The following is a 26,501-nucleotide window of genomic DNA, read 5'->3' on the forward strand; positions in this document are numbered from 1 at the left end:
CGTCACCGCCGCGCGGTGGCCAGCGAGCGGGCGTACGCCGCGGGCGAGACGCCGGCGACGGCGGTGAACTCGCGGACCAGGTGCGCCTGGTCGGCGTACCCCAGGTCGGCGGCGACCCGCGACCAGTCCAGCGGCCCGGCGGTGGCCTGCTCGATCGCCTCCTGGAGCCGGTAGCGACGGATCACCCACTTCGGACCGACGCCGACGTGGTCCAGGAACAGCCGCTGGAGCCGGCGGGTGGAGGCGGCGTGCCGCCGGGCGAGGTTGGCCACCCGCAGCACGCCCCGGTCGGCGCGGATCTCCTCGACCAGAGCGGTGACCTCGGCGGTCAGCGGATCCGGGACCGGTGACGCGGCGGCCAGCAGCTCGTCCAGCCGGCGGCACCGCTTGTCGTCGGTGCCGGGGCAGACCGGCTCGCCGGGCGCGGGCAGGCGCGTCGCGGCGAGCGGGACGCGGCGGCCGGTCAGCTCGGCCACCGGACGCCCCCAGAACGGGCGGAAGCCGCCGGGACGGAACTGGACGCCGGTGACCCGCCCGGCGCCGTGCAGCGTGACGGTGAACAGGCCGGTGTCCACACCGGCCACCACGCCGTGCTCGACCCCGCCCTCCTGCGCCTGGAACACCAGGTTGACGGTCGGGTGCGGCACCACCCGCTGGTCGAACGGCTCGGTCAGGTCCCAGTCGATCAGCCAGTAGTGCTCCACCCACTGACGCAGCGCCGGGGCGGGCAGCCGGCGCCGGAACCGGACCTGCCGCAGCAGCCGGTCGGGATCGAGGATCCCCCGGCTGTCCCGCCGCGGTTCGTGTCGCATTTCTTCAAGACCGTCCTCATACGCTGGCCCTATGAGCACGAAGACTAGTGAGCTGCTGTCCGTCGCGTCGCCGGGCACGACGGCGGTGGTGCGCGGCGTCGCCGACGACCAGCTCGGCCTGCCCACCCCCTGCCCCGACTACACCGTGCGCGACCTGCTGAACCACGTGACCGACGTGGTGGTCAACTTCCGGGCGATGGCCCGGCGGGCGGAGGTCGACTGGTCGGGCAAGACCGACCACCTGACCGAGGGCTGGCGGGACCGGTTCGCCACCGAGGCGGCGCGGCTGGTCGAGGCCTGGTCGGACCCGGCGGCCCTGGAGGGTGTCTCGCCCGGCATGGGCCTGCCGCAGGAGACGGTCGGGCTGATGGCCCTGATCGACCTCACCGTGCACGGCTGGGACCTGGCCCGGGCCACCGGGCAGGAGCTGGTGGTGGACCCGTCCGTGGTGGCGGCGGGGCACGACTTCATGGACCGGATGGGCGACATGGGGCAGCGGATGGGCGCGTTCGGCGCTCCGGTGCCGACCGACGCGGCCCCGACCACGCTGGCGGCGCTGCTCGCCCGCACCGGGCGCGACCCGGCCTGGGCGCCTCCTGCTTGACGGTTCTATTCACTGAGTGAATAGTAGGGGGCGTGTCCACCCAGCACGTCCTGCTCGGGCTGCTCGCCGCCGGCCCACGCCACGGCTACGAGCTGAAACGCGCCCACGACGAGCGGCTGCCCCGGGCCCGGCCGCTCGCCTTCGGGCAGGTCTACGCGACGCTGGCCCGGCTCCAACGCGACGGCCTGGTCGCCCCCGCCGGCCAGGCCCGCGAGGGCGGCCCGGACCGCACCGCCTACGCGCTCACCGGCACGGGCCGGGCCGCGCTCGACCAGTGGCTGGCCACCGTCGAACCGCCGATGCCCTACGTGGCCAGCACGCTCTTCGCCAAGGTGGTGGTCGCGCTCCTGGTGGCCGACGCCGACCAGGCGCGCGCCTACCTGGTCGCCCAGCGCCGCGCCCACACCGAGCGGCTGCGCGAGCTGACCGCGGTCAAGAGCGCCCCCGGTGCCCGCCTCGACGAGGTGGTCGCCGCCGACTTCGCCATCGCCCATCTCGACGCCGATCTGCGGTGGCTGCACACCACCCTGGACCGGGTCGCCGACTGGCACCGGGAGGTGCACTCGTGACGTTCCTGCAAGCGCGCGGCGTGGTCCGGGCTTACGGCCCGACACCGGCACTGCGCGGCGTGACGCTCGACGTGGCCGAGGGCGAGATCGTGGCCGTCACCGGCCCGAGCGGCTGCGGCAAGTCGACACTGCTGCACTGCCTCGCCGGCATCCTGCGCCCCGACGCCGGTCAGGTCACCTGGCGCGGCGAACGGATCGACCAGTGGTCGGAGGCGGCCCGGTCCCGGCTGCGCCGCACCGACTTCGGGGTGCTGTTCCAGTTCGGCCAGCTCGTCGCCGAGCTGACCGCGGCGGAGAACGTCGCCCTTCCGTTGCTTCTCGCCGGCACGGGGCGGCGAGCGGCACGGACGGCGGCGCTCACCTGGCTGGAACGGCTCGGCGTGGCCGAGGTCGCCGACGCCCGGCCGGGCGAGATGTCCGGCGGCCAGCAACAGCGCTGCGCGCTGGCCCGGGCGCTGGTCACCGAGCCGCGGGTGCTCTTCGCCGACGAGCCCACCGGCGCGCTCGACACGCTCGCCGGCGAGCAGGTGCTCACCCAACTGGTCCGGCTGGCCCGCGACCAACGCACCACGGTCGTGCTGGTCACCCACGAGCCGCGGATCGCCGCGTACGCCGATCGGGAGGTGAGCCTGCGGGACGGGATGGTCGACCACACCGGGCTGGGCCTCGACCCGGCGGTGCCGGGCGGCACGCGGTGAGGCCCGCGACGCTGCTGCGACTCGCGCTCGCCGGCACCCGCACCGACGGCGCGCGGGTGGCGTTGACCGCGCTGAGCGCCGCGCTGGCGACGCTCGCCGGGCTGGCCGCGCTCACCGTGCTGGCCGTGGCCAAGCCACCCGGCAACGCCTGGACCCAGTCCGAGCAGTACACCAACGCCCTGCTGCGGGAACCGGGCCTGCGCCCCGGCGTCGCCTTCGCCCTGCTGCTGCTCTGCATACCGGTGCTCGGGCTGGCCGGGCAGTGCGCCCGGCTCGGCGCGCCGGGCCGGGACCGGCGGTTGGCCGCGCTCCGGCTGGTCGGCGCCACGCCCGGCCAGGTCACCCGGATCGCGGTCGCCGAGACCGGCGTGGCGAGCCTGCTCGGCACCGTCACCGGCCTCGCCGTCTTCCTGGTCGGGCGCCGGCTGCTGCACCGGCCCGACGCCACCGGCCGGCTGCCCCTGCCCACCGACGTGCTCCCGGCCCCGGCGGCCGTCACCGCCGTCGTGCTCGGCCTGCCGCTGGTCGCCGCGCTGGCGAGCGCGCTGCTGCTGCGGCGGGTCACCACCACCCCGTTCGGCGTCGTGCGCCGGGTCCGCACCCGCGCCCCCTGGCCGTGGCCCGGCGTGCTCATCCTGGCCGCGTTGGCCACGTTCGCCGCGATCCGCCCGGTCCTGGTCTGGTACGAGCGGCGCGGCGTGGTGGAGCCCGACTGGCTGGTGCCACTGATGGTGATGGCCGGCGGGCTGACCGCGATGATCGGCGTGGTGTCCGGCACCGGCTGGATCTCGTACCAGACCGGCCGGGTGCTGCACCGGCACGGGCGCGGCGCCGCCGCGCTGCTCGCGGCACGTCGGCTCACCGCCGACCCGTGGGCCGGCAGCCGCACATTCGCCGCCCTGCTCGCCGCGCTCATCATCGGCGCCGGCGCCGCCGGGATGCGCGCCGACTTCCTGGCCGAGGCCGAACTGACCCGCCGCACCGGCGCGGGACTGTCCGACCCGGACTTCTACCTCAACGCGATGGGCCTGGTCGACCTGGCGATCGTGGTGGCGATGGCGATCGCCGGCGGTGGACTGCTCGTCGCCGTGGTCGAGGGCATCACCAGCCGGCGCCGGGCGTACGCGGCCCAGGTCGCCACCGGCGTGCCCCGCGCCACCATCGGCCGGTCGCTGCTCTGGGCGTCGCTCGCCCCGGCCGTGCCGGCGGTCGGGCTCGCGCTGACCGTCGGATACCTGCTGGTCCGGGGACTGCTCCCCGACCCGAGCGGCGGTGGCTACCGGACCACGGTCTGCGACGCCGGTCCCGACCTGTGCGGCGATCCGGCCACCAGCGCCCGTTACGCCCGTATCGAATGGGTGCCGGAGGTGGTCGTCCGGCCGGACGTGCCGTGGGAGCAGCTGGCCTGGCTCGCGGCGGGTGGGCTGGCGGCGGTGCTGGTCACCGTCGCCGCCGGCCTGCTGTTCCTGCGCGCCAGCACCTCCGTGGAGGAACTGCGCACCACCTGACGGGCGGTCAGCGCCCGCCGAGCAGACCGGCGGACCCGGCCACGGCCAGCCCGATCACCGTGGAGCAGCAGCAGACCGCCAGCGCGGCGGCGACCACCAGGAGGATCAACCAGGTCGGCCCGCGCCGCGCCGCCGGCTGCTCCTCGTCGGTCATCCCGGCAGTCTAGGTGCGGGCAGGATGGTGCGATGGAGCTGATCGCGATCGCTGACGTCCGGACCGCCGCCGACGACCTGGCGGGCACCGTGGTGCGCACCCCGCTGCTGCCGGCGCCCTGGGACGAGGAGCTGTGGCTCAAGCCGGAGAACCTGCAACCGGTGGGGTCGTTCAAGCTGCGCGGCGCCACCCACGCGGTGGCCCGGCTCGCCCCGGACGTCCGGTCCCGCGGCGTGGTCACCCACTCCTCCGGCAACCACGGGCAGGCGCTGGCGTACGCGGCCCGCGCGTTCGGGGTGCCCTGCGTCGTGGTGGTGCCCGCGGGCGCGCCCGAGGTCAAGGTGGCCCGGATGCGGGCGCTCGGCGCGGACGTGCGGACGGTGCCGCCGGCCCGCCGGCTCGCCGAGGCGGAGCGGATCGCGGCGGAGACCAGGGCGGCGCTCGTGCCCCCGTTCGACCACCCGGCGGTCATCGCCGGGCAGGGCACCGTCGGGCTGGAGATCGTCGCCGACCTGCCCGACGTCGACGTGGTGCTGGTGCCGGTGGGCGGCGGCGGGCTCGGCTCGGGCGTCGCCACCGCGGTCAAGGCGCTGCGCCCGTCGGCCGCCGTGATCGGGGTGGAACCGGAGCTGGCCGCCGACGCCGTGGAGTCGCTCGCCGCCGGCGAGGTGGTGGTCTGGGACGTCGACCGCACCTACCGGACCTGCGCCGACGGGCTGCGGACCAACCTGTCCGCGCGGACGCTGGCCCACCTGCGGGAGCGGCTCGACGGCATCGTCACGGTGACCGAGGACGAGATCATGGCGGCCACCGGACGGGTGCTGCGGGACGCGCGCCTGGTGGCCGAGCCGAGCGGCGCGGTCGCGCTGGCCGCCCGGCTGTTCCACCGCGACGAGCTGCCGGGCGGGCGTACCGTCGCGGTGGTCACCGGCGGCAACGCCGATCCGGCAGTGCTCGCCGCCGCGCTCGCGGTGTAAGGAAGGGCCCCTTCTTAACGTCTCCGGTAGAGGAAGGGCCCCTTGTTAACAGCTCGCTGTTAACAAGGGGCCCTTCCTTACACTCCAGGTTCAGGCGCGGCCGAGGCGGTCGAGGGTCCAGGCGTTGACGAACGCCTCCTCGCGCCAGGCGTCGTACCGGCCGCTCGGCCCGCCGTGCCCGGCGCCCATCTCGGTCTTCAGCAGGTAGTCGCCCTGCGGCGCGAGCGCGCGCAGCCGGGCGACCCACTTGGCCGGCTCGTGGTAGAGCACCCGGGTGTCGTTCAGGCTGGTCACGGCCAGGATCGCCGGGTAGTCGGCGGAGGTCACGTTCTCGTACGGGGTGTACGACTTCATGTACGAGTAGACCTCGGGGTCGTCCAGCGGGTTGCCCCACTCCTCCCACTCGGTGACCGTCAGCGGCAGCGACGGGTCGAGGATCGAGGTCAGCGCGTCCACGAACGGCACCTGCGCGACGATCCCGGCGAACGCGTCCGGGGCGAGGTTCGCCACCGCGCCCATCAGCAGGCCACCGGCCGAGGCGCCCCGGGCGACCAGCCGGTCGCTCGCCGTCCAGCCGGCCTTGACCAGGTGCCGGGCGCAGGCCACGAAGTCGGTGAAGGTGTTCTTCTTGGCCAGCAGCTTGCCCTCGTCGTACCAGCGCCGGCCCAGCTCGCCGCCGCCCCGGATGTGCGCGACCGCGAAGATGACGCCACGGTCGAGCAGACTCAGCCGGGCGATCGAGAACCACGGGTCCATGCTCGCCTCGTACGAGCCGTAGCCGTAGATGACCGCGGGCGCGGAGCCGTCGCGCGGGGTGTCGCGGCGGCAGACCAGCGAGATCGGTACGCGGGTGCCGTCGTCGGCCAGCGCCCAGTCCCGGTGCTGCTCGTAGTCGGCCGGGTCGTACGCCCGCCCGTCCGGCCCGGGCCGTACCGGCTTCTGCCGGCGCAGCGTCAGCTCCCGGGTGACCAGGTCGTAGTCGTAGACCGAGTCGGGGGTGACCAGCGAGGTGTAGCGCAGCCGAACCGTGCCCGTGCGGTATTCCGGGTTCGCGTCCAGCCCGACGCTGTAGATCGGCTCGGGGAAGTCGATGTCCCAGCTGTCGTCGCTGCCGACCGGCAGCACCCGCAGCCCGGTCAGCCCGTTGGCGCGCAACGACACCACGAGGTGGTTCTCGAACGCGTCGACCGCCTCCAGCCGGGTGCCCGGGGTGTGCGGGATCAGCGGCGTCCACTCGCCCGGCGCGTCCGCCGAGGTGTACGCCAGCGCGAAGTCCTCCGCCCCGTCGTTGTGCAGGATCAGGAAGCGGTGGCCGTGGTGCTCCACCGCGTACTCGACGCCCTGACGCCGCGGGGCCACGACGGCGGGTTCGCCGGTCGGGTTCGCGGCCGGGATCACCCGGACCTCGCTGGTGATCTTGCTGTGGATGTCGATGACCACGAAGCGTTCGGACCGGGTCAGCTCGACGCCGACCCAGAACCGCTCGTCGTCTTCCTGGTGCACCACCACGTCCTCGCTCGACGGGGTGCCCACCGTGTGCCGCCACACCCGGTTCGGCCGCCACGCGTCGTCGACCGTCACGTAGAACAGCGTGGAGGCGTCGGCGGACCACGCCGTGCCGTAGAACGTGTCCGGGATCTCGTCCGGCCGCACCTCGCCGGTGACCAGGTCCTTGATCCGCAGCGTGAACCGCTCGTCGCCGGAGAAGTCGGTGGAGTAGGCCAACCAGCGCCCGTCCGGGCTGACGTCGAACGCGCCCAGGGAGAAGAAGTCGTGCCCCTCGGCGAGCTGGTTGCCGTCGAGCAGCACCTCCTCACCGTCGAGCGGGGCGCCGTCCGCGCTGACCGGGGGCGCGGTCTCGTCCGGGCGGACCGCCCGCCGGCAGTGCACGCCGTACTGCTGCCCCTCGACGGTGCGGGTGTAGTACCAGTGGCCGTCCTTGCGGGTCGGCACCGACAGGTCGGTCTCCTGGGTGCGCCGGCGCGTCTCCTCGAACAGCTCCGCGCGCAGCCCGGCCAGGTGCGCGGTGCGCGACTCGGTGTGGGCGTTCTCGGCGTCCAGGTAGGCGATCGTGTCCGGGTCGTCCTTGGTGGCGAGCCACGCGTACTCGTCGACGACCGTGTCGCCGTGGTGGGTCCGCTCGGCCGGAACGCGCTTGGCGACAGGTGGTGGGGTCGTGGTCACGGCGCCACGTTACCGGTCGGCGGGCCGCCGCCGGGCGAGCGCGCCGCACCGATCCGCCACCAGGTCTTTCGAACATGTGTACGATAACCGCCATGGCGGCTGCTGCACGTTCCACCGACCGACCCGGAGCCCTCGACATCACCCGGAAGCTGGCCGAGATCTGCGGTCCGCCGTTCGCCCGTTTCGCCGGGCCGGCCGACGAGGTGGCCGGCCGCACCGCCCGGTGGGTGGCCGTGCCGGGCGGCCCGCACGCCGCCGCCGAGGTGCTACGGCTGGCCGCGGCGCACGAACTGACGGTGGTCCCGCGCGGCGCCGGCACGAAGATCGACTGGGGTGCCGCCCCGGGCCAGGTCGACATCCTGCTCGACACCGGCCGGCTCGCCGGGGTGTGGCACGAGCCGCAGGTCGCCGCCGTGGCCGAGATCGGCGCGGGCACCCCGTTGCGGGCGGTCCAGGCCGCACTCGGCCGCACCGGCCGGCGGCTCCCGATCGACGCGCCCTCACCCGGCGCGACGCTGGGCGGCGTGCTCGCCGCCGACGAGGCCGGCCCGTTGCGCCACCGGCACGGCAGCCCGTGCGCGCAACTCGTCGGCGTGCGCTACCTGGACGCCGACGGCGAGCTGGTCAGTGTCGGCGAGTCCGGCACGGTGCGGCTCGGGCGGGCGGCGCCGGCGGGTGCCTTCGACATCGGCGGCGGCGCGCTCTTCGGCGGCGGTTCGCTGGGTGGGGGTCCGCCGGGCGAGGGCTCGTCGGGTGGGGGCTCGTTGGGCGGCGTGGGTTCGTCTGCTCGAGGTGGCCCGGTCGGCGGGGGTGCGGTCGGGGGCGGCCCACTCCTGTTCGGTGGTGTCGTTGCCGGCGGTGATGCCGTGCTCGGTCGGGGGGACCTGCCCGGGCTGGACGTGGCCCGGTTGCTCTGCGGCTCACAGGGCGGGCTCGGCGTGCTGGTGTCGGCCACCATGCGGGTGCAGGCGCTGCCGGCCGGCCGGCTCTGGGTGTCCCGTCCGGTGTGGACTCCGCTGGAGGTGCACGACCTGGTCCGCGCGGTGCTCGCCGCCGGCGTCGAGCCGGCCGCCGTGGAGCTGGACCTGCCGGTGCCGGTGCCCCTGCCCCGTCGTCGGATCCCGGCGAGCCACCCCTCGGTCGCCGGTCGACCCGACCACCCGGCGGTGACCGGCCGGCCCGCGGCGGGCAGCCTGGTGGTGCTGCTGGAGGGCGGTCCGGCCGACGTGACCGAACGGGCCGAGCGACTGACCGCCGTGCTCGGGGTCGAGGCCGTGGTCAATCACCACGCGCCCGAGTGGTGGGGGCGCTACCCGTTCGCCCCGGGCGACACCGCGCTGCGCATCGAGGTGCCGATCAACGACCTGCACGCCGCCGTATACGCGCTGCGCGACGCGGCCGGCACGCCCGTGCCGGTACGCGGCTCCGCCGGGATCGGCGCCGTCCACGCCGCGTTGCCCGGCGCGCTGCCGCCCGCGCGGGTCGCTTCGATCCTCACCGCGGTCCGCAGCGTGCTGATCGCCCGGCAGGGCCGCTGTGTGGTGGTGGCGGCGCCCGCCCCGGTGCGCCACGCCGTCGACCTCTGGGGCGAGTTGCCGGCGCTGCCCCGGCTCCGCAGCGCCAAGGCCCACCTGGATCCGCACCACCGTCTCGCCCCCGGCCGGCTCCCCGGCGGCCTCTGACCACTCCGCAGCCACCTACCTCGGGCTCCTCCACCACCGCGCGGGACCTCCGCCTCCCGGCCCGTCGATCAAGGAGTTCGCGTCGGCCTCGGACGCCGCCCGACACCCAAACTCCTTGATCGACGTGGGGAGAGGGGGTCGATCATGAGGTTGGCTGGGACAAAAGGGGTGAATTGTGCGGTCAACTTCATGATCGACGGAGCGGAGCGGGGGGGGCGGAGCGGGGGGTTAGGGGGTGTCGTTGCGGAGGACCAGGACGGCTATGTCGTCGCGGGGTGGTTCCACCGAGAACGCGATGGTGGCGGCGCGCAGCCGTGCCGCGACCACGTCGGCCGAGTAGCCCGCCAGCGGCGCCGCCGACTCGCGCAGCCGCTCGGTGCCGAACAGCTCCCGGCCGCGCCGCCGCTCGGTGACCCCGTCGGTGTAGAAGATCAACGAGTCGCCGGGCTTGAGCGCCAGTTCGGCGGTGGGGGTGGTGATCGTGTCGAGCAGGCCGAGCGCGGTGCCGCCGGTGCCGACGAACGTCGCGCCGCCACCGCCGTGCAGCAGCACCGGCCGGTCGTGGCCGGCCAGGTGCAGGGCCACGTCGAGCTGGTCGCCGTCGCCGGGCGCGACCGCCGCCAGGGCCAGCGTGCAGTAGCGCCCGCCGCCGCGTTCGACGAGTGTCTCGTTGAGCCGGCCGAGCACCTCCGGCAGGGGCTTGCCGTCGCCCACCAGGACCCGGATCACGTCCCGGACCAGGCCGGTCACGGCCGCCGCCTGCACGCCCTTGCCGGACACGTCACCGACGACCACCAGCCAGCGGCCGTCCGGCAACGGCACCACGTCGTAGAAGTCGCCGCCGACCTCGGCGTCGTCGCCGGTCGGGACGTACTCGGCGGCGAAACCGATGCCCTCGACCACCGGGAGCACCGGCGGCAGCAGCGACTGCTGGAGCGTCTGCGCGACGCGGCGGCGTTCGGCGTGGATGCGCGCGTTCTCGATGGCCAGCGCGGCCCGCCGGGCCACGTCCTCCAGCACCGAGACCTCGTCCGGGTCGTGCCGGTGCCGTTGGTGCCGGCCCACCGCCAGGGTGCCGAGCCGCTGGCCACGGGCGATCAACGGTACGGCGATGCCGTCCACCGGGCCGCCCAGCGGCACCTGCGCGGCGCTGCGGGACGCCTCGCGCAGCCGGGACTGGACCGAGTCCGGGCCGGTCTCCTGCAGCACCCGGTGCAGGTGGGGCAGCATCGCCTCGTCGGCGTGGCTGGACGCGGCGAGGCGCAGCCGCCCCCACTCGTCGGTGGTGTGCACCGCGCACCACTGGCCGAGCCGGGGCACCACGAGCTGCGGGACGAGCGCCATGGTCAACTCGACGTCCAGGGACTGGGCGAGCAACTCGCTGGCCTCGGCGAGGAACGTGAGCCAGGCGGAGCGGCGTACGTCGGCCCGGCGCAGCCGGTCGTTCTCCAGGTGCAGCGAGAGTCGCTCGGCGGCGAGCACGGCCAGCGGCCGGGCGTACGTCGACGGCGCCGCGTCCAGCTCCAGCTCGCCGGCGTACGGGCGGTGCACGGCGAGCGGGACACGGAGCAGCTCGTTGCCCTCCCGGGGTTGCCGGCCGTAGCGGGCGAAGACCTGGGTGCCCTGCCCGTCGCCCCGGTCCAGCCGGACGGTGCCGCCGGCGGCGCCCACCATCTCGGCGACCCGGGTGAGCAGTCCGGTGGCGAACTCCGGCAGCGGGTCGTCGGCGTACGCGTCGGGGGTGGTCTGCATCAGCTCGCTCATGGCGGCGGCGCTCGGCGTACCGTCGTCGGACCGTTCCGTCCCGGCGGTCGCCACCCAGGCTCGGGCGGCGGCCGGCCGGCCGGGTCCGCGCGGGCCGGGGCGGTCGAGCCGGAACCAGACGCCCTTGCCGGTGGGGAGGTAGGTGGTGCCCCAGCGGCTGGCGAAGTGGTCGACCAGCAGCAGGCCACGGCCGCGAGCGGCCACCTCGGTGATGTCGGAGGTGGTGTTGCGCACACCGACGGTCAGCTCGTCGACCGGCCCGGAGGCGAAGTCGGTGACGGTCACGGTGAGGCCGGCGCGGTCGGCCTCGACCTCGATGTCCAGTTCGGTACGCGCGTGCTCGACCGCGTTGGTGGTCAGCTCGGTGGTGAGCAGCAGCGCCTCGTTGAGCAGTTCGGGCAGACCGGCCTCGAGGAGCATGGCGCGGACCAACGCCCGGGCGGCCGCGGGGGTGCGCCGGTCGGCGGGGAGGCGGACGCGTCGGACGTGCTCGTCCGTGCCGCCACTCAGGGTCGGCTCCACCTCCGCTGACACCTTCGTATCCTCTACCGCAGCCACCCCGGGTGCCAAGCGCCCCGGCCGAACCGACCAGTCGGGCGAATACGGCGCGTGACGCGCTGTCGGCGGGCGGTGACCTCGACGGAACGCGCGGCACAATGATGGGATGGCCGCGTGTCGGCACGAGCCGGTGGGCCCCGAGCTGAGCGAGGAATGATGACCACGGCGAAACAGTCGGTGACCGCGGATCCGTCCGCGTCCGACCACGAGGTGCTCCTCGGCGAGCTGGTCGAGGCGCTGCAGCGGGTGGCCCGCGGTGACCTCCGGGTCCGCCTGCCCCGGCGGGCGGGTCTGTCCGGCGAGGTCGCCGACGCGTTCAACGACGTGGTGTCGATGCAGGAGCGGCAGCACCTGGACCTGCGCCGGATCAGCCGGATCGTCGGCCGGGACGGGCGGCTCACCGAACGACTCGACGACGAGGGGCTGGACGGCTCCTGGGCGGAGGGGCAGCGGGCGATCAACTCGCTGATCGACGACCTGGGTCGGCCGACCACCGAGATCGCCCGGGTGATCGTGGCGGTGGCCGACGGCGACCTGTCCCAGCACATGGCGCTGGAGATCGACGGGCGCCCGCTGCGCGGCGAGTACCTGCGCATCGGCCGGACCGTGAACACGATGGTGGACCAGCTCTCGTCGTTCGCCGACGAGGTGACCCGGGTGGCCCGTGAGGTGGGCACCGAGGGCAAGCTGGGCGGTCAGGCCGACGTGCGCGGTGTCGCCGGCACCTGGAAGGACCTCACCGACTCGGTGAACACCATGGCGTCGAACCTCACCGGTCAGGTGCGGTCGATCTCCCAGGTGGCGACCGCGGTGGCGAAGGGCGACCTGTCGCAGAAGATCACGGTCGGGGCGCGCGGCGAGGTGGCCGAGCTGGCCGACACGATGAACTCGCTCACCGACACGCTGCGGCTCTTCGCCGAGCAGGTGACCCGGGTGGCCCGTGAGGTGGGCACCGAGGGCAAGCTCGGCGGCCAGGCCGAGGTGCCGGGCGTGGCCGGCACCTGGAAGGACCTGACCGACAACGTCAACTCGATGGCGTCGAACCTGACCTCCCAGGTGCGCAACATCGCCCAGGTGTCGACGGCGGTGGCCAAGGGCGACCTGAGCCAGAAGATCACGGTGGCGGCGCAGGGCGAGATCCTGGAGCTGAAGGACACCGTCAACACGATGGTGGACCAGTTGTCCTCGTTCGCCGACGAGGTGACCCGGGTGGCCCGTGAGGTCGGCATCGAGGGGAAGCTGGGCGGCCAGGCGCAGGTGCGCGGCGTCTCCGGCACCTGGCGTGACCTCACCGAGAACGTCAACCAGTTGGCCGGCAACCTGACCAGCCAGGTCCGCAACATCTCCCAGGTCTCCACCGCGGTGGCGAAGGGGGACCTGGGTCAGAAGATCACGGTGGACGCGCAGGGCGAGATCCTGGAGCTGAAGAACACCGTGAACACGATGGTCGACCAGTTGTCGTCGTTCGCCGACGAGGTGACGCGCGTGGCGCGCGAGGTGGGCACCGAGGGCAAGTTGGGCGGTCAGGCGCAGGTGAAGGGTGTCTCGGGCACGTGGCGGGACCTGACCGACAACGTGAACTCGATGGCGTCGAACCTGACCAGCCAGGTGCGGAACATCGCGTCGGTCACCACGGCGGTGGCGAAGGGCGACCTGTCGCAGAAGATCACGGTGGACGCCCGGGGCGAGATCCTGGAGCTGAAGTCCACGGTGAACACGATGGTGGACCAGCTGTCGTCGTTCGCCGACGAGGTGACCCGGGTGGCGCGCGAGGTGGGCACCGAGGGCAAGCTCGGCGGTCAGGCCCAGGTGCGCGGCGTGGCGGGCACCTGGCGCGACCTGACCGACAACGTGAACTCGATGGCGTCGAACCTGACCGCCCAGGTCCGGAACATCGCCCAGGTGTCGACAGCGGTGGCGAAGGGCGACCTGTCGCAGAAGATCACGGTGGACGCGCAGGGCGAGATCCTGGAGCTGAAGTCCACCGTCAACACGATGGTCGACCAGCTGTCGTCGTTCGCCGACGAGGTGACCCGGGTGGCGCGTGAGGTGGGCACCGAGGGCAAGCTGGGTGGTCAGGCCCAGGTGAAGGGCGTGTCCGGCACGTGGCGGGACCTGACCGACAACGTGAACTCGATGGGGTCGAACCTGACCAGTCAGGTCCGCAACATCGCGTCGGTCACCACGGCGGTGGCGCGGGGTGACCTGGGCCAGAAGATCACGGTGGACGCGCAGGGCGAGATCCTGGAGCTGAAGAACACCGTCAACACGATGGTCGACCAGCTGTCGTCGTTCGCCGACGAGGTGACCCGGGTGGCGCGTGAGGTGGGCACCGAGGGCAAGCTCGGCGGCCAGGCCCAGGTGAAGGGCGTCTCCGGCACCTGGCGCGACCTCACCGAGAACGTCAACCAGCTCGCCTCGACCCTGACCACGCAGTTGCGCGCCATCGCGCAGGTCTCCACGTCGGTGACCCGTGGGGACCTGACCCAGCGGATCAACGTGAAGGCGCAGGGCGAGGTCGCCGAGCTGAAGGACAACATCAACCAGATGATCGTCACCCTCCGGGAGACGACCAAGAAGAACGCCGAGCAGGGCTGGCTCGACTCCAACCTGGCCCGCATCGGCGGCCTGTTGCAGGGCCAGCGGGACCTGGGCGAGGTCTGCCGCATGATCATGCAGGAGGTGACGCCGCTGGTGGACGCGCAGCTCGGCGCGTTCTTCCTGGCGGACAGCTCCGAGGGCAGCATGCGGCTGCGGCTCACCGCCTCCTACGGGTACGTGGCCCGGGGCCACGATGTCACGTTCGGCCCCGGCGAGGGGCTGGTCGGCCAGGCCGCGCTGTCCCGCCGGACCATCCGGGTCAAGGCCCAGCCGGACGGGCGGCTGGTGGTGCGCTCCGGGCTGGCCGACACGCCGCCGGCCGACCTGGTGGTGCTCCCGGTGCTGTTCGAGGGCGAGCTGCTCGGCGTGATCGAGTTCGCCGGCGTGACCACCTTCTCCGAGCTGCACCTGGCGTTCCTGGAGCGGTTGGTGCTCACCATCGGCGTCGCGGTCAACACCATCCAGGCCAACCGGCGTACGGAGGAGTTGCTGGCGCAGTCGCAGCGGCTGGCACACGAGATGCAGGACCAGTCGGCGGAGTTGCAGCGCACCAACGCCGAGCTGGAGGACAAGGCGAAGCTGCTGTCGGAGCAGAAGGCCAACATCGAGACGCAGAACCGGGAGATCGAACTGGCCCGGCTCGGCCTGGAGGAGAAGGCGCAGCAGCTGACCCGGGCGTCGGCGTACAAGTCGGAGTTCCTGGCCAACATGAGCCACGAGCTGCGGACGCCGCTGAACTCGTTGCTCCTGCTGGCCCGGCTGCTGGCGGAGAACCCGGAGCGCAACCTCAGCGCGAAGCAGATCGAGTTCGCCCGGACCATCCACGGCGCCGGGTCGGACCTGCTGTCGCTGATCGACGACATCCTCGACCTGTCCAAGATCGAGGCGGGTCGGATGGACGTGGAGCCCACCGAGATCCAGTTCGCCGAGATCCGTGGCTACGTCGAGCAGGCGTTCGCGCCGCAGGCCGAGGAGAAGGGCCTGGACTTCCAGGTCCGGGTCAGTCAGGACCTGCCGTCGGCGCTGGTCACCGACGCGCAGCGGTTGCAGCAGATCCTGCGCAACCTGCTCTCCAACGCGGTGAAGTTCACCGACAACGGCGCGGTGACGTTGCGCATCGGTCCGGCGGCCGACAACGCGGTCTTCGACGTGCCGGCGTTGACCAACGCCCAGCGGGTCATCGCGTTCACCGTGATCGACACCGGGATCGGCATATCGGACGACAAGCTGTCGCTGATCTTCGAGGCGTTCCAGCAGGCCGACGGCACGACCAGCCGCCGCTACGGCGGCACCGGCCTGGGCCTGTCGATCAGCCGGGACCTGGCCCGTCTGCTCGGCGGCACGATCACCGTGTCGTCCGCGCCCGGTCAGGGCTCGACGTTCACGCTCTTCGTACCGGACGTGCTGGCGCCGGACGCGGTGGTGGCGCCGTCGCCGCCGTCGCCGAGCCGCGCGGGCCTGCCGTCGTCGCTGCTCATGCCGATGGAGCTGCCGCAGCCGCAGGAGACGCCGACGACCCGGCGGTTGGACGGCGTGACCGTGCTGATCATCGACGACGACGTGCGGAACGTGTTCGCGCTGACGTCCGCGTTGGAACTGCACGGGATGACCGTGTTGTACTCGGACAACGGGGTGGACGGTGTCCGCCAGCTCGCCGAGCATCCGGAGGTGGACATCGTCCTGATGGACGCCATGATGCCGGACCAGGACGGGTACGAGACGACCGCGCAGATCCGCCGCAACCACCGGTTCGCGGACTTGCCGATCGTCTTCCTGACCGCCAAGGCGATGCCCGGCGACCGGGAGTCGGCGCTCGCGGCCGGCGGTAGCGACTACATCACCAAGCCGGTGGATCTGGACGAGCTGATCGAGCTGATGGCGTCCTGGATCGGCCGGAGTCGAGGCGAGGAGAACGCGTGACGCAGACGGCCAAGGCCCTGCTGGTGGACGACCGGCGGGAGAACCTGATGGCGCTGGAGGCGATCCTCCAGGGTCTCCCGGTGCAGTCGGTCGCGGTGGAGAGCGGGGAGGCCGCGCTCAAGCAGCTCCTGGTGGACGACTTCGCGGTGATCCTGCTCGACGCCCAGATGCCGGACATGGACGGCTTCGAGACCGCCACCCACATCAAGCGGCGGGAGCGGACCCGGCACGTGCCGATCATCTTCCTCACCGCGGCGGACAAGGACGCCCAGCTCGCGCTGCGCGGCTACGCGGTGGGCGCGGTCGACTACCTGACCAAGCCGTTCGACCCGTGGGTGCTGCGGGCCAAGGTGTCGGTCTTCGTCGAGCTGTGGGTGAAGACCCGGCAGCTCGCCGCCCAGTCGGACCTGGTGCGGGAGCGGGACCTGCAGTGGCGGCACCTCACCGACGCGGTCGACGAGGCGACGACGCTGCTGCGGACCGACGACGACCCGGCGACCCGGGAGCGCGCGGCGGACCTGCTGGAGCAGGCCCGCTGGGGCAACACCCGCTGAGGGCTCAGCCCTCGGCCGGGCCGCCGTGTCCGGTGGCGGCGCGTCGGGCCCGCCACCGGTCGCCGAGGGCCTCCACCTCCTCCTGGACGAAGAGGAAGAAGTCGCGCATCTCGGCGACCCGCTCGCCGGCCGGAGTGCTCCGGCCGCGCAGCGCGTCCACGCCGCCGCCGGCGATGTCGATGAAGGTCTTGTAGAGCGTGGTCTTGGTGATGGTCGCCTCGTACCAGGGGTTGTCGGGCATCCGGTAGCGGTCGCGCCGGGAGCCCTTGACCGGCTCGCGGACCAGCATGGCGAACTGGGTGAGGTAGCGCACCGCGCCGCTCACGGCCGCCGCGCTCACGCCCAGTCGTTCGCCGATCTCGCCGGCGGTGAGCGGGTTGTCGGCGCTCATCACGGTGAACAGCACCCGGGCGGCCATCCGGGGGAAGCCGACGTCGGCGAAGGCCATCGCCATCCGCTCGACGAAGAGGTGGACCTCCTCCTCGTCGTGGTGCGACGGCTGGCTCACGGTCGTCTCCTCGGCGCTCATCCCCGCGATCGTCTCTCACATCTCACTGTCTTCACAAGTTTATGAAATGAGCGTAGCTTCCGAAGCATGGAAACCACAATCGAGGTGTCCGGCCTCGTGAAGACGTTCGGGCGGACCCGGGCGCTCGACGGACTCGACCTGACCGTCCGCACCGGGGAGGTGCACGGCTTCCTCGGCCCCAACGGGTCCGGCAAGTCGACCACCATCCGGGTGCTGCTCGGTCTGCTGCGGGCGGACGCGGGGGCCGTCCGACTGCTCGGCGGCGACCCGTGGCGGGACGCGGTGACCCTGCACCGTCGCCTCGCGTACGTGCCGGGCGACGTCACGCTCTGGCCCAACCTCAGCGGCGGCGAGGTGATCGACCTGCTCGGTCGCCTGCGCGGCGGGCTCGACCCGAAGCGCCGCGCCGAGCTGCTGGAGTCGTTCGAGCTGGACCCGCGCAAGAAGGGCCGCACCTACTCCAAGGGCAACCGGCAGAAGGTCGGCCTGGTGGCCGCGCTCGCCTCCGACGTCGAACTGCTCATCCTGGACGAGCCGACCTCCGGGCTCGACCCGCTGATGGAGGAGGTCTTCCAGCACTGGGTCCGCCGGGCCCGCCAGGACGGCCGCACCGTGCTGCTCTCCAGCCACATCCTGGCCGAGGTGGAGGCGCTCTGCGACCGGGTGACGATCATCCGGGCCGGCCGTGCGGTTGAGTCGGGCACGCTCGGCGACCTGCGTCACCTGCACCGCACCGCGATCGACGCCGAGGTCGCCGCCCCGCTCGACGGCCTGGCCGACCTGCCGGGCGTGCACGACCTGCGGGTGGACGGGCAGCGGGTGCGCTTCGACGTGGACGCCGCCGCGCTCGACGCCGCGCTGCGCCGCCTCACCGAACTCGGCGTCCGCAGCCTGGTCAGCACGCCACCGACGCTGGAGGAGCTGTTCCTGCGGCACTACGAGACGACGCCCGAGGGGGTGGCCCGGTGAGCACGCTCACCGGTACCCGCCACCTGGCCCGGCTGGTCCTGCGCCGGGACCGCGTCCTGCTGCCGCTCTGGGTGCTGGTCCTCGCCGCGCTGCCGATGTCGTACGCGGCCAGCTTCTTCGAGCTGTTCCCGACCGCGGCCGAGCGGGCCGCGTACACCGAGGGCACCGCCCGCAACCCGTCCATCGTCGCGCTGCTCGGCCCGGTCTACGGCGACAGCGTGGGCGCGCTGACCGCCCAGCGCAGCGGCTTCCTGCTGGTGATCGTCGGCCTGGCCAGCCTGCTGACGGTGATCCGGCACACCCGGACCGAGGAGGAGGCCGGCCGGCGGGAGCTGCTCGGCGGCAGCGTGCTCGGCCGGTACGCCGGGCTGACCGCCGCGCTGCTGGTCACGTACGCGGCCGACCTGCTGCTCGGCCTGCTCACCGCCGCCGGCCTGGCCTCGACCGGGCTGCCGTCCGCCGGCTCGTACGCCTACGGCCTCGCCGTGGCGCTGACCGGGATGGCGTTCGCCACGCTCGGCGGGCTGGCCGCGCAGCTCACCGAGACCGCGGGCGGAGCACGGGGGATCGGCATCGCGGGTCTCGGCGCCGCCTTCGGGCTGCGCCTGGTCGGGGACACCGCCGGCAACGACTGGCCGAGCTGGCTGTCGCCGCTGGGCTGGGCGGCGCGGGTTCGCGCTTACGAGGGGGACCGGTGGTGGGTGCTGCTGCTGCCGCTGGCCGCCACGGTGCTGCTCGCCGCGCTCGCGTACCCGGTCTCGGTCCGCCGCGACCTGGGCGCGGGGGTGCTCCCGCCCCGGCTCGGGCCGGCCGCCGCGGGCGGCGCGTTGTCCGGCCCGCTCGGCCTGGCCTGGCGGCTGCACCGGGGGCAGATCCTCTGGTGGTCGGTCGGGTTCGGCCTGCTGGGGTTGATCCTCGGTGGCGCCGCCGAGGCGGCCGGCCGGTCGGTGGAGGGCAATCCGCAGCTGGAGCAGATCATGGCGCGGCTCGGTGGGGCCTCCGGGCTGGCCGACGCCTACCTGGGCGCCACGCTGAGCCTGGTCGGGCTGGCCGCGGCCGGGTACGGGATCCAGGCCGCGCTGCGGATGCGCGCCGAGGAGTCGGCCGGGCGGGCGGAGCCGGTGCTCGCCACCGGGACGCACCGGTCGACCTGGCTGCTCTCGCACGTGGTGTTCGCGCTGCTCGGCCCCGTGGTGGTGTTGGCGACGACCGGCCTGGCCACCGGCCTGACCTACGGGTTCAGCGTGGGCGACGTGCCCCGGCAGATGGGCCGGATGCTCGGCGCGGGTCTGGCCCAGGTGCCGGCCGCGTGGGTGCTGGCCGGGCTCGCCGTGCTGCTCTACGGCCTGCTGCCCCGGCTCGCCCCGGCCGCCTGGGCGGCGCTGGCGGTCTGCGTGCTGCTCGGCCAGCTCGGCGCGGTGCTGGAGCTGGACCAATGGCTGCTGGACCTGTCCCCGTTCACGCACACCCCGCAGGTGCTGCGTCCCACCTGGACCGCGACCCCGCTGGCCGCGCTCACCGTCCTGGCCGTGGCCCTGACCACCACCGGCCTGCTCACCTTCCGCCGCCGCGACCTCCCCGTCACGTGACACCAACCCCGCCGATCTTGCACTTGCCGCCCCGACAAAGGGGTGAACGCCCCGCACCGGGGGCTCAAGGTGCAAGATCGGCGAGGGCTGGAGGATCAGCGGATCATCAGGGCGCTGCGGAGGCCGGTGATGTCCAGGACGCGGAGCAGGAAGTCACCGACGTTGGTGAGGATCAGCAGGCACTGCGTGTGGCTGGCCTTGCGGCTGAGCACCACGAGCGTGCCGAGGCCCTGGGAGTCGCAGAAGGTGACGCCGCCGAGGTCGAGCACGATGCGCGGGGGCGCATCCGCCAGCACCTCGTTGACCACCGTCGAGAGCTGGGCGGCCGTGAGCATGTCGATCTCACCGGCCAGGCGAAGCACGGCTTCGTCACCCGTCCGGTGTACGGTGATGGACAGTTCGGCACGATCCACCCGGTCAGCCTATCGCGATCTCGACGACCGGGCCTGTCGAGCGGTCCGCCGGTCGGTCCGCCACGCCGGCCCGACCAGGCGTGAGCCGGGTAACCCCCGTTGCGGGGTGGCTGCCGGCCACCGGCCGGGCGCTGACACAATGGCCACATCGTGACCGAGACCTTTTCCGCCGGATCCGGCCGTTACCCGGCCGACGCCCCGGCCTCCGAGGCCCTGTTCGACCGCGCCAAGGCCGTCGTGCCCGGCGGGGTGAACTCCCCCGTGCGCGCGTTCCGTGCCGTCGGCGGCACGCCGCGCTTCATGGTTCGGGGGGAGGGTCCCTGGCTCTTCGACGCCGACGGTCGCCGTTACGTCGACCTGGTCTGCTCCTGGGGCCCGCTGATCCTCGGCCACGCCCACCCGGCCGTGGTGGAGGCGCTGCGCGAGGCCGCCGCGCTGGGCACCAGCTTCGGCACGCCCACCCCGGGCGAGGTCGACCTGGCCGAGGAGATCATCGCGCGCACGCCGGTCGAGCAGGTGCGCCTGGTCAACTCCGGCACCGAGGCGACCATGTCGGCGATCCGGCTGGCCCGGGGCTTCACCGGCCGCGCCAAGATCATCAAGTTCGCCGGCTGCTACCACGGCCACTCCGACGCGCTGCTCGCCGCCGCCGGCTCCGGCGTGGCCACGTTCGGGCTGCCCGACTCGCCCGGCGTCACCGGCGCCGCCGCCGGCGACACGATCGTGCTGCCGTACAACGACCTGCGCGCGGTCGAGGAGGCGTTCGCCGCCGAGGGCCCGCACATCGCCGCGATCATCACCGAGGCCGCCGCCGGCAACATGGGTGTGATCGCCCCGCGCGACGGCTTCAACGCCGAGCTGGCCCGGATCGCCCACGCGCACGGCGCGCTGCTCATCGTCGACGAGGTGATGACCGGGTTCCGGGTCTCCCGCGCCGGGTGGCACGGCCTCGACGCCTCCGACGCCGACCTGTGGACGTACGGGAAGGTCATGGGTGGTGGCCTGCCCGCCGCGGCATTCGGCGGGCGCGCGGAGATCATGGCGAGGCTGGCCCCGGCCGGCCCGGTCTACCAGGCCGGCACGCTCTCCGGGAACCCGCTCGCCTGCGCGGCCGGGCTGGCCACGCTGCGGCTGGCCGACGACGCGCTCTACCGCCGGCTCGACGAGACGTCCGCGGCGCTGGGCAAGCTCGCCACCGAGGCGCTGTCGGAGGCCGGTGTGCCACACCGCCTCTCCACCGCCGGCAACATGTTCTCGATCTTCTTCACCGACGCCGACGTGCGCGACTACGACAGCGCCCGCACCCAGCAGGTGCCGGCGTTCAAGGCGTTCTTCCACGCGATGCTCGCCGCCGGCGTCTACCTGCCGCCGAGCGCGTTCGAGTCGTGGTTCGTCTCGGCGGCCATCGACGACGCCGCGTGGGAGCAGATCGCGGCCGCCCTGCCGGGGGCGGCGCGGGCGGCGGCAGCGGCCGGACACGGGGGGTAACCAATGGCGGAGACGGTGGTACACGTGCTGCGGCACGGCGAGGTGCACAACCCGGACGGCATCCTCTACGGCCGGCTGCCCGGGTTCCGCCTCTCCGAGCTGGGCGTGCAGATGGCCAAGGCCGCCGCGCAGGCGCTGGCCGAGCGCACCGTGGTGCACGTGGTGGCCAGCCCGCTGGAACGCGCCCAGCAGACCGCCGAGCCGATCGCCGCCCAGTTCGGCCTCTCCGTCGGCGTCGACGAGCGGCTGATCGAGAGCGCGAACTGGTTCGAGGGCAAGAAGGTCTCGCCCGGCGACGGTTCCTTCCGCGACCCGCGCAACTGGTGGGTGCTGCGGGACCCGGTCACCCCGTCCTGGGGTGAGGCCTATCAGGTGATCGCCGAGCGGATGTTCGCCGCGCTGCACGCCGCCCGGGTGGCCGCCGAGGGGCGCGAGGCGGTGCTCGTCTCGCACCAGCTGCCGATCTGGACGCTGCGTCGGCACGTCGAGCGCAAGCGGCTCTGGCACGACCCCCGCCGCCGGCAGTGCGGTCTGGCCAGCCTCACCTCGTTCCACTTCGACGGGGCGAAGATCGTCGGCATCGGCTACTCCGAGCCGGCCGCGCACCTGATCGCGATCTCGCCGACCGCCCGGACGGCCAAGGGGGCCTGATGCTCACCCGGAGGCTCGCCGCCGCCCTGCTCGCCGCCGTCACCGCCGGTACGGCGCTGGTCGGCTGCTCCTCCGGCACGCAGGAGAGCCGGTGCACCGCCGACGGCTCCGTCGTCACCTGCGCCCCCGACCAGCGGTCGAAGACCCCGAAGGTCAGCGGTGAACTGCTCACCGGCGGCGGCTACGACATCTCCCAGGACCGGGGCCAGGTCGTGGTGGTCAACTTCTGGGGCTCCTGGTGCGCGCCCTGCCGGGCCGAGGCGGACGACCTGGAGGCCACCTACCAGGCCACCAAGGGAGCCGGGGTGACCTTCCTCGGCATCAACGTGCAGGACAGCAAGGACAAGGCGATCGCGTTCGAACAGGGCCGGGTCACCTACCCGAGCATCTTCGACCCGTCCAGCCGGCAGGCGCTCAACTTCGACCCCCCGCCGAACACCACCCCGGCGACAGTGGTGCTCGACCGGGACGGGCGGATCGCGGTGGTGATCCGTCGCGCGGTGACCCGGGACGAGTTGCGGCCGATCGTCGAGAAGGTCGCGGCCGAGAAGCCGGCCCCGAACGGCTCCCGCTGATGGGGGAGACGTTCGCCCGACTCGCCTCGTCCGGGCCGTTGCTGTTCGCGGTGGGGGCGGCGGCGCTGGCCGGCCTGGTCAGCTTCCTGTCCCCGTGCGTGCTCCCGCTGATGCCGGGCTACCTGTCCTACGTGACCGGCCTGGCCGGCGCCGACCTGGAGGGTGCAAGGAGGGGCCCCCTGTTAACGCCTCCGGTAGAGGAGGGGCCCCCTGTTAACGGCGGCGGTGGCGGCACCGCCGTGGCGGAGCGGGCGCCGGCGCGGACCACCGCAGCGGTGAAGGGGCGGGTGCTCGCCGGCACGCTGCTCTTCATCGCCGGCTTCACCGCCGTCTTCGTTTCCACCGCGATCCTCTTCTCCGGCGTCGGCCGGCTCTTCCTCCGCTACGACCGCACGCTCGAGATCGTCATCGGCGCGCTCGTGGTGGTGCTCGGGCTGGGCTACCTCGGGGTGATCCCCGGCATGCAGCGTGAGTTCCGCATCCGCGCCCTGCCCGCCGCCGGCCTGCTCGGCGCCCCGGTGCTCGGCGCGGTCTTCGCGCTGAGCTGGCTGCCCTGCACCGGGCCGACGCTCGGCGCGGTGCTCGGCCTGGCGGCCACCGAGGGCAGCGCCGGCCGCGCCGTGGTGCTCGCCGTGGCGTACTGCCTCGGGCTGGGGCTACCGTTCGTCATCTTCGGGTTGGGCTTCCAGCGTCTGCTCGGGGTGTTCCGCGCCGTCCGGCGCAACAGCCGCTGGGTCACCCGCATCGGCGGGGCCCTGCTGATCGCGATCGGCCTCGCGCTGGTCACCGGCGGCTGGCTGAACGTGGTGATCTGGTTGCAGACGCACGTGGGCGTGGGCGAGGTGAGCATCTGATGACGTCCGTGGACGACCGGCCGACCGCCCCGCCGGCCGAGGCGCCCCGGCGACGGGTCAACCCGGTGCTGGCCCTGCTGCGCAACTCGTGGCGGCAGCTCACCAGCATGCGTACCGCCCTGATCCTGCTGTTCCTGCTCGCGGTCGCCGCGATTCCCGGCTCGGTGCTGCCGCAGCGCGGGGTCAACCCGGAGAAGGTCAACGAGTGGTTCGCCGACCACCCCGACCTGGCGCCCCGGCTGGACCAGATCGGCATGTTCGAGGTCTTCGGCTCGGTCTGGTTCTCCGCGATCTACCTGCTGCTGTTCACCTCGCTGATCGGCTGCATCCTGCCCCGGGCCCGCGACCACGTGCGCGCGCTGCGGATGCGCCCGCCGGCCGCCCCGAAGCGGTTCGACCGGCTGCCCGAGCACGCGGTGCTGGAGGCCCCGGCCGCCGCCGATCCCGAGGCGATCGCGGCGGTGCTGCGCCGCCGCCGGTGGCGGGTCACCGTCCGGGGCAACGAGGTCTCCGCCGAGAAGGGCTACCTCAAGGAGACCGGTAACCTGCTCTTCCACGTGTCGCTGGTCGCCGTCCTGCTCGGGGTGGCGCTCGGTTCCTGGTACGGCTGGCACGGCAACCGGATCCTGGTCGCCGGCGCGGACAACGCGTTCTGCAACACCCGCCAGCAGTACGCCGAGGCGTCGCTCGGCCCCCGGGTGGACAGCGCCGACCTGCCGCCGTTCTGCCTCACGCTGGAGAAGTTCGAGGCCGACTACCTCGACTCCGGGCAGGCGTCCCGCTTCTGGGCCACGGTGTCGGTGGACGAGCCGGGCCGGGACGCCCGGAGCGCCGGTTTCTCGGTCAACTCGCCGCTGCGGCTGGGCTCGGCCAACGTCTACCTGCTCGGCAACGGCTACGCGCCGGTGCTGAAGTACACCGACCGGTACGGCAAGAGCCAGACCAGCGACGAGCCCTTCCTGCGCACCGGCGACCCGAACGCGACCGAGGAGGGGGTGGCGATCTTCCCGGACGCGAACATCGATCCGAAGACCGGCACCCGAGCCCCGGACCAGCAGGTCGCCTTCGACGGCCTCTACCTGCCCACCGCGCCGGAGAGCGCGCCGTTCGTCGCGTCGCGGTTCCCGGCCGAGCGGGACCCGGTGGTCAACCTGACCGCCTACCGGGGCAACCTCGGCCTGGACGCCGGCATCCCGGGCTCGGTCTACCAGCTCGACCAGCGGCAGGTCGCCAACGGCAAGCTCAAGCAGATCGGCACCAAGCTGCTCCGGCCGGGCGAGACGTGGACCCTGGACGACGGCAGCACGCTGGAGTTCGTCGGCACCGAGCCGTACGTCACGCTCGCCGTCCGGCACGCGCCCGGGCAGACGCTGCTGCTGGTGGCCAGCGGCACGCTGCTGCTCGGCCTGATGGGCTCGCTGTTCGCCCGCCGCCGGCGGGTCTGGTTCCGGGTTTCGCCCCCCGAGGGTGGATCTCCGACGAGCGGTAGTAGTTTGGTGGAGGCCGGTGGGCTGCCGCGCACCGAGCACCCAGGGTTCGCCGACGAGTTCGCGCAGCTCGTCGCCGCGGTCAGCGGCGGCGGGTCGGACGACCGGCGGGCGCGAGAAGGAGACGAGTGATGTCCGCACTCTCCGACCAGCTGGTCACGTTCGCGATCCTGGCGTACCTGGTCGCGATGATCAGCCACGCCGTCGAGTTCGCGGTGGGCAACGCCCGCAGGGTGGTCGCGGCGTCCCCGGCCCGGGAGCTGGTCGGCGCGGGCGTCGGCGGCGCCGGCGGGACGGTGGACGAGCCGGTCGCTCCGGCCGCGCCGCAGCGCCCCGACCGCTCCGCCGCGCGGGCCGCCCTGGCCGGGCGGATCGCCGCCTGGCTCACCACGCTCGCCGCCGCGCTGCACCTGGGCGCGGTGGTCACCCGGGGCCTCGCCGCCGAGCGGATGCCCTGGGGCAACATGTACGAGTTCGTGCTGACGGTCACCTGGATCGGGGCGGCCGCCTGGCTCGTGGTGCTCTGGAAGCAGCCGTCGCTGCGCCGGCTCGGGCTGTTCCTGACGCTGGTGATGGTGCTGCTGCTGGCGTTCGCCGAGCTGAAGCTCTATGTGCAGGTGCAGCCGCTGATGCCGGCGCTGCAGTCGTACTGGTTCATCATCCACGTCTCGACGATCATCTTCGCCTCGGGCATCTTCCTGCTCGGTGTGGTGCCCGCCGCCGCGTACCTGATGCGGTCCGGCTGGGAGCAGGGGCGGCGCAGCTTCCCGTACACCCTGGCCCGCCGGCTGCCGGCGGCGGCCGGCCTGGAGCGGCTGACCTTCACCCTGCACGCCTTCGCCTTCCCGATCTTCACCTTCGCGGTGATCGCCGGGGCGATCTGGGCCGAGGCGGCCTGGGGTCGGGCCTGGGGCTGGGACCCGAAGGAGACCTGGGCGTTCATCTCCTGGGTGGTCTACGCGGGCTACCTGCACGCCCGGGCGACGCCGAGCGTGCGGCGCAACGTGGCCACCTGGATCGCGATCGTGGGCTTCCTGACCATGCTGATGAACCTGTTCGGGGTCAACTTCTTCTTCACCGGCCTGCACTCGTACGCCGGCGTGAACTGATCCCGCTCAGTACCTCGTCCACCCGGCGGGTGACCTGGTAGGCCACCTCGGGCAGGTCGGCCAGGTCGAGGCGGTCGGCCCGCAGCGCGAACTGGGCGTGCAGCTCGCGGGCCACCGCGTCGCGGATCTCGGCCTGGAGCGGGGTCAGGCCGTCCGGATCTCCCACCACGTACGCGTCGTCCATCCGACCAGGATGACGGGCGGCGTACCGACCTCGCCACCGCAAAAGTTAGGACTACACTTCTAAGTAAT

General features: G+C 73.3%; 23 protein-coding genes. 16 read left to right on the forward strand and 7 right to left on the reverse strand.

Translation table 11 applies throughout. The features are described 5' to 3' along the window. Positions 1 to 2: 2 nt before the first annotated feature. Positions 3 to 812 carry an AraC family transcriptional regulator gene (locus O7600_RS20310; protein WP_281589625.1) on the reverse strand — a complete coding sequence of 270 codons (810 nt, stop codon included), beginning with the start codon at positions 810 to 812 and terminating at the stop codon, positions 3 to 5. Between the two features lie 31 nt (positions 813 to 843). Between O7600_RS20310 and O7600_RS20315 the strand changes: the two genes are divergently transcribed. Genes O7600_RS20315 through O7600_RS20330 form a run of 4 tightly spaced genes read left to right on the forward strand, consistent with a single transcriptional unit; the run spans position 844 to position 4,191 of the window. After that, positions 844 to 1,416, forward strand: coding sequence for a TIGR03086 family metal-binding protein (locus tag O7600_RS20315; RefSeq protein ID WP_281589627.1), 573 nt, complete (start codon positions 844 to 846; stop codon positions 1,414 to 1,416). A gap of 32 nt (positions 1,417 to 1,448) precedes the next feature. Beyond that, positions 1,449 to 1,985: a PadR family transcriptional regulator gene (locus tag O7600_RS20320; protein WP_281589629.1), complete on the forward strand. Its 537-nt coding sequence runs from the start codon at positions 1,449 to 1,451 to the stop codon at positions 1,983 to 1,985. Further along, complete coding sequence (locus O7600_RS20325) at positions 1,982 to 2,683, forward strand: ABC transporter ATP-binding protein (protein WP_281589631.1); 702 nt, start codon at positions 1,982 to 1,984, stop codon at positions 2,681 to 2,683. Before O7600_RS20320 ends, O7600_RS20325 begins: the two co-directional genes overlap by 4 nt. After that, positions 2,680 to 4,191 carry an FtsX-like permease family protein gene (locus O7600_RS20330; RefSeq protein WP_281589633.1) on the forward strand — a complete coding sequence of 504 codons (1,512 nt, stop codon included), beginning with the start codon at positions 2,680 to 2,682 and terminating at the stop codon, positions 4,189 to 4,191. Before O7600_RS20325 ends, O7600_RS20330 begins: the two co-directional genes overlap by 4 nt. A gap of 7 nt (positions 4,192 to 4,198) precedes the next feature. Here the strand turns inward: O7600_RS20330 and O7600_RS20335 are convergent, their stop codons facing one another. Then, a complete protein-coding gene (locus O7600_RS20335) occupies positions 4,199 to 4,345 on the reverse strand; it encodes a hypothetical protein (RefSeq protein ID WP_172967869.1) in 147 nt (48 codons plus the stop codon). A gap of 32 nt (positions 4,346 to 4,377) precedes the next feature. Here O7600_RS20335 and O7600_RS20340 point away from each other — a divergent pair, with 32 nt between their 5' ends. Beyond that, entirely contained in the window at positions 4,378 to 5,322 is a 945-nt protein-coding gene (locus O7600_RS20340; RefSeq protein WP_281589636.1) for a threonine/serine dehydratase, read from the forward strand. A gap of 90 nt (positions 5,323 to 5,412) precedes the next feature. Here the strand turns inward: O7600_RS20340 and O7600_RS20345 are convergent, their stop codons facing one another. Continuing rightward, positions 5,413 to 7,506: a S9 family peptidase gene (locus tag O7600_RS20345; RefSeq protein ID WP_281589638.1), complete on the reverse strand. Its 2,094-nt coding sequence runs from the start codon at positions 7,504 to 7,506 to the stop codon at positions 5,413 to 5,415. A gap of 92 nt (positions 7,507 to 7,598) precedes the next feature. On the opposite strand from O7600_RS20345, the gene O7600_RS20350 reads away from it, so the two are divergent. After that, positions 7,599 to 9,188, forward strand: a complete 1,590-nt coding sequence (locus O7600_RS20350) for an FAD-binding oxidoreductase (RefSeq protein ID WP_281589640.1) — start codon at positions 7,599 to 7,601, stop codon at positions 9,186 to 9,188. 228 nt (positions 9,189 to 9,416) lie between these two features. Here O7600_RS20350 and O7600_RS20355 read toward each other — a convergent pair whose 3' ends face one another. Further along, entirely contained in the window at positions 9,417 to 11,486 is a 2,070-nt protein-coding gene (locus tag O7600_RS20355; RefSeq protein ID WP_281589642.1) for a SpoIIE family protein phosphatase, read from the reverse strand. A gap of 180 nt (positions 11,487 to 11,666) precedes the next feature. Here O7600_RS20355 and O7600_RS20360 point away from each other — a divergent pair, with 180 nt between their 5' ends. Together O7600_RS20360 and O7600_RS20365 are read left to right on the forward strand one after the other, a co-directional pair. Next, positions 11,667 to 16,031 (forward strand): HAMP domain-containing protein, encoded by a 4,365-nt coding sequence (locus O7600_RS20360; protein ID WP_281589644.1) that lies wholly within the window; start codon positions 11,667 to 11,669, stop codon positions 16,029 to 16,031. Continuing rightward, positions 16,028 to 16,585, forward strand: coding sequence for a response regulator (locus O7600_RS20365; protein WP_091565313.1), 558 nt, complete (start codon positions 16,028 to 16,030; stop codon positions 16,583 to 16,585). The genes O7600_RS20360 and O7600_RS20365 overlap by 4 nt, the downstream gene beginning before the upstream one ends. 4 nt (positions 16,586 to 16,589) lie before the next feature. Here O7600_RS20365 and O7600_RS20370 read toward each other — a convergent pair whose 3' ends face one another. Beyond that, positions 16,590 to 17,114, reverse strand: a complete 525-nt coding sequence (locus O7600_RS20370) for a MarR family transcriptional regulator (RefSeq protein ID WP_281589646.1) — start codon at positions 17,112 to 17,114, stop codon at positions 16,590 to 16,592. Between the two features lie 66 nt (positions 17,115 to 17,180). Here O7600_RS20370 and O7600_RS20375 point away from each other — a divergent pair, with 66 nt between their 5' ends. Together O7600_RS20375 and O7600_RS20380 are read left to right on the forward strand one after the other, a co-directional pair. Further along, positions 17,181 to 18,083: an ABC transporter ATP-binding protein gene (locus O7600_RS20375; protein ID WP_281589649.1), complete on the forward strand. Its 903-nt coding sequence runs from the start codon at positions 17,181 to 17,183 to the stop codon at positions 18,081 to 18,083. Continuing rightward, positions 18,080 to 19,672 (forward strand): ABC transporter permease, encoded by a 1,593-nt coding sequence (locus tag O7600_RS20380; protein ID WP_281589651.1) that lies wholly within the window; start codon positions 18,080 to 18,082, stop codon positions 19,670 to 19,672. The genes O7600_RS20375 and O7600_RS20380 overlap by 4 nt, the downstream gene beginning before the upstream one ends. A 95-nt stretch (positions 19,673 to 19,767) precedes the next feature. On the opposite strand, the gene O7600_RS20385 is transcribed toward O7600_RS20380, so the two are convergent. Beyond that, positions 19,768 to 20,085, reverse strand: coding sequence for an STAS domain-containing protein (locus O7600_RS20385; RefSeq protein ID WP_281589653.1), 318 nt, complete (start codon positions 20,083 to 20,085; stop codon positions 19,768 to 19,770). Positions 20,086 to 20,235: 150 nt separating this feature from the next. Here O7600_RS20385 and hemL point away from each other — a divergent pair, with 150 nt between their 5' ends. From hemL to ccsB, 6 genes are read left to right on the forward strand one after another with little or no spacing between them, the layout of a single operon-like run. After that, entirely contained in the window at positions 20,236 to 21,573 is a 1,338-nt protein-coding gene (gene hemL / locus O7600_RS20390) for a glutamate-1-semialdehyde 2,1-aminomutase (RefSeq protein WP_281589655.1), read from the forward strand. A 3-nt stretch (positions 21,574 to 21,576) separates the two neighbouring features. Continuing rightward, complete coding sequence (locus tag O7600_RS20395) at positions 21,577 to 22,224, forward strand: histidine phosphatase family protein (protein ID WP_091565295.1); 648 nt, start codon at positions 21,577 to 21,579, stop codon at positions 22,222 to 22,224. Next, positions 22,224 to 22,799 carry a TlpA disulfide reductase family protein gene (locus O7600_RS20400; protein ID WP_281589658.1) on the forward strand — a complete coding sequence of 192 codons (576 nt, stop codon included), beginning with the start codon at positions 22,224 to 22,226 and terminating at the stop codon, positions 22,797 to 22,799. Before O7600_RS20395 ends, O7600_RS20400 begins: the two co-directional genes overlap by 1 nt. Next, the gene (locus tag O7600_RS20405; RefSeq protein ID WP_281589660.1) at positions 22,799 to 23,653 is read left to right on the forward strand and encodes a cytochrome c biogenesis protein CcdA; all 855 of its coding nucleotides are present in this window, start codon (positions 22,799 to 22,801) and stop codon (positions 23,651 to 23,653) included. Before O7600_RS20400 ends, O7600_RS20405 begins: the two co-directional genes overlap by 1 nt. Continuing rightward, the gene (locus tag O7600_RS20410) at positions 23,653 to 25,272 is read left to right on the forward strand and encodes a cytochrome c biogenesis protein ResB (protein WP_281589662.1); all 1,620 of its coding nucleotides are present in this window, start codon (positions 23,653 to 23,655) and stop codon (positions 25,270 to 25,272) included. The genes O7600_RS20405 and O7600_RS20410 overlap by 1 nt, the downstream gene beginning before the upstream one ends. Beyond that, complete coding sequence (ccsB, locus tag O7600_RS20415) at positions 25,272 to 26,249, forward strand: c-type cytochrome biogenesis protein CcsB (protein WP_281589664.1); 978 nt, start codon at positions 25,272 to 25,274, stop codon at positions 26,247 to 26,249. Before O7600_RS20410 ends, ccsB begins: the two co-directional genes overlap by 1 nt. Here the strand turns inward: ccsB and O7600_RS20420 are convergent. Next, complete coding sequence (locus O7600_RS20420) at positions 26,215 to 26,433, reverse strand: hypothetical protein (protein WP_281589666.1); 219 nt, start codon at positions 26,431 to 26,433, stop codon at positions 26,215 to 26,217. The two genes, ccsB and O7600_RS20420, sit on opposite strands and share 35 nt — an antisense overlap. Positions 26,434 to 26,501 lie beyond the last annotated feature (68 nt).

Origin of the sequence: Micromonospora sp. WMMA1998, from assembly GCF_027497375.1 — a bacterium.
Lineage (GTDB): Bacteria > Actinomycetota > Actinomycetes > Mycobacteriales > Micromonosporaceae > Micromonospora > Micromonospora sediminicola.

Coding starts and splice junctions, on each gene's coding strand:
- O7600_RS20310 (WP_281589625.1), bottom strand. CDS start 812: ATGCGACACGAACCGCGGCGGGACAGCCGGGGGATCCTCGATCCCGAC.
- O7600_RS20315 (WP_281589627.1), top strand. CDS start 844: ATGAGCACGAAGACTAGTGAGCTGCTGTCCGTCGCGTCGCCGGGCACG.
- O7600_RS20335 (WP_172967869.1), bottom strand. CDS start 4,345: ATGACCGACGAGGAGCAGCCGGCGGCGCGGCGCGGGCCGACCTGGTTG.
- O7600_RS20340 (WP_281589636.1), top strand. CDS start 4,378: ATGGAGCTGATCGCGATCGCTGACGTCCGGACCGCCGCCGACGACCTG.
- O7600_RS20350 (WP_281589640.1), top strand. CDS start 7,599: ATGGCGGCTGCTGCACGTTCCACCGACCGACCCGGAGCCCTCGACATC.
- O7600_RS20360 (WP_281589644.1), top strand. CDS start 11,667: ATGACCACGGCGAAACAGTCGGTGACCGCGGATCCGTCCGCGTCCGAC.
- O7600_RS20370 (WP_281589646.1), bottom strand. CDS start 17,114: ATGAGCGCCGAGGAGACGACCGTGAGCCAGCCGTCGCACCACGACGAG.
- O7600_RS20375 (WP_281589649.1), top strand. CDS start 17,181: ATGGAAACCACAATCGAGGTGTCCGGCCTCGTGAAGACGTTCGGGCGG.
- O7600_RS20395 (WP_091565295.1), top strand. CDS start 21,577: ATGGCGGAGACGGTGGTACACGTGCTGCGGCACGGCGAGGTGCACAAC.
- O7600_RS20400 (WP_281589658.1), top strand. CDS start 22,224: ATGCTCACCCGGAGGCTCGCCGCCGCCCTGCTCGCCGCCGTCACCGCC.
- O7600_RS20405 (WP_281589660.1), top strand. CDS start 22,799: ATGGGGGAGACGTTCGCCCGACTCGCCTCGTCCGGGCCGTTGCTGTTC.
- O7600_RS20410 (WP_281589662.1), top strand. CDS start 23,653: ATGACGTCCGTGGACGACCGGCCGACCGCCCCGCCGGCCGAGGCGCCC.
- ccsB (WP_281589664.1), top strand. CDS start 25,272: ATGTCCGCACTCTCCGACCAGCTGGTCACGTTCGCGATCCTGGCGTAC.
- O7600_RS20420 (WP_281589666.1), bottom strand. CDS start 26,433: ATGGACGACGCGTACGTGGTGGGAGATCCGGACGGCCTGACCCCGCTC.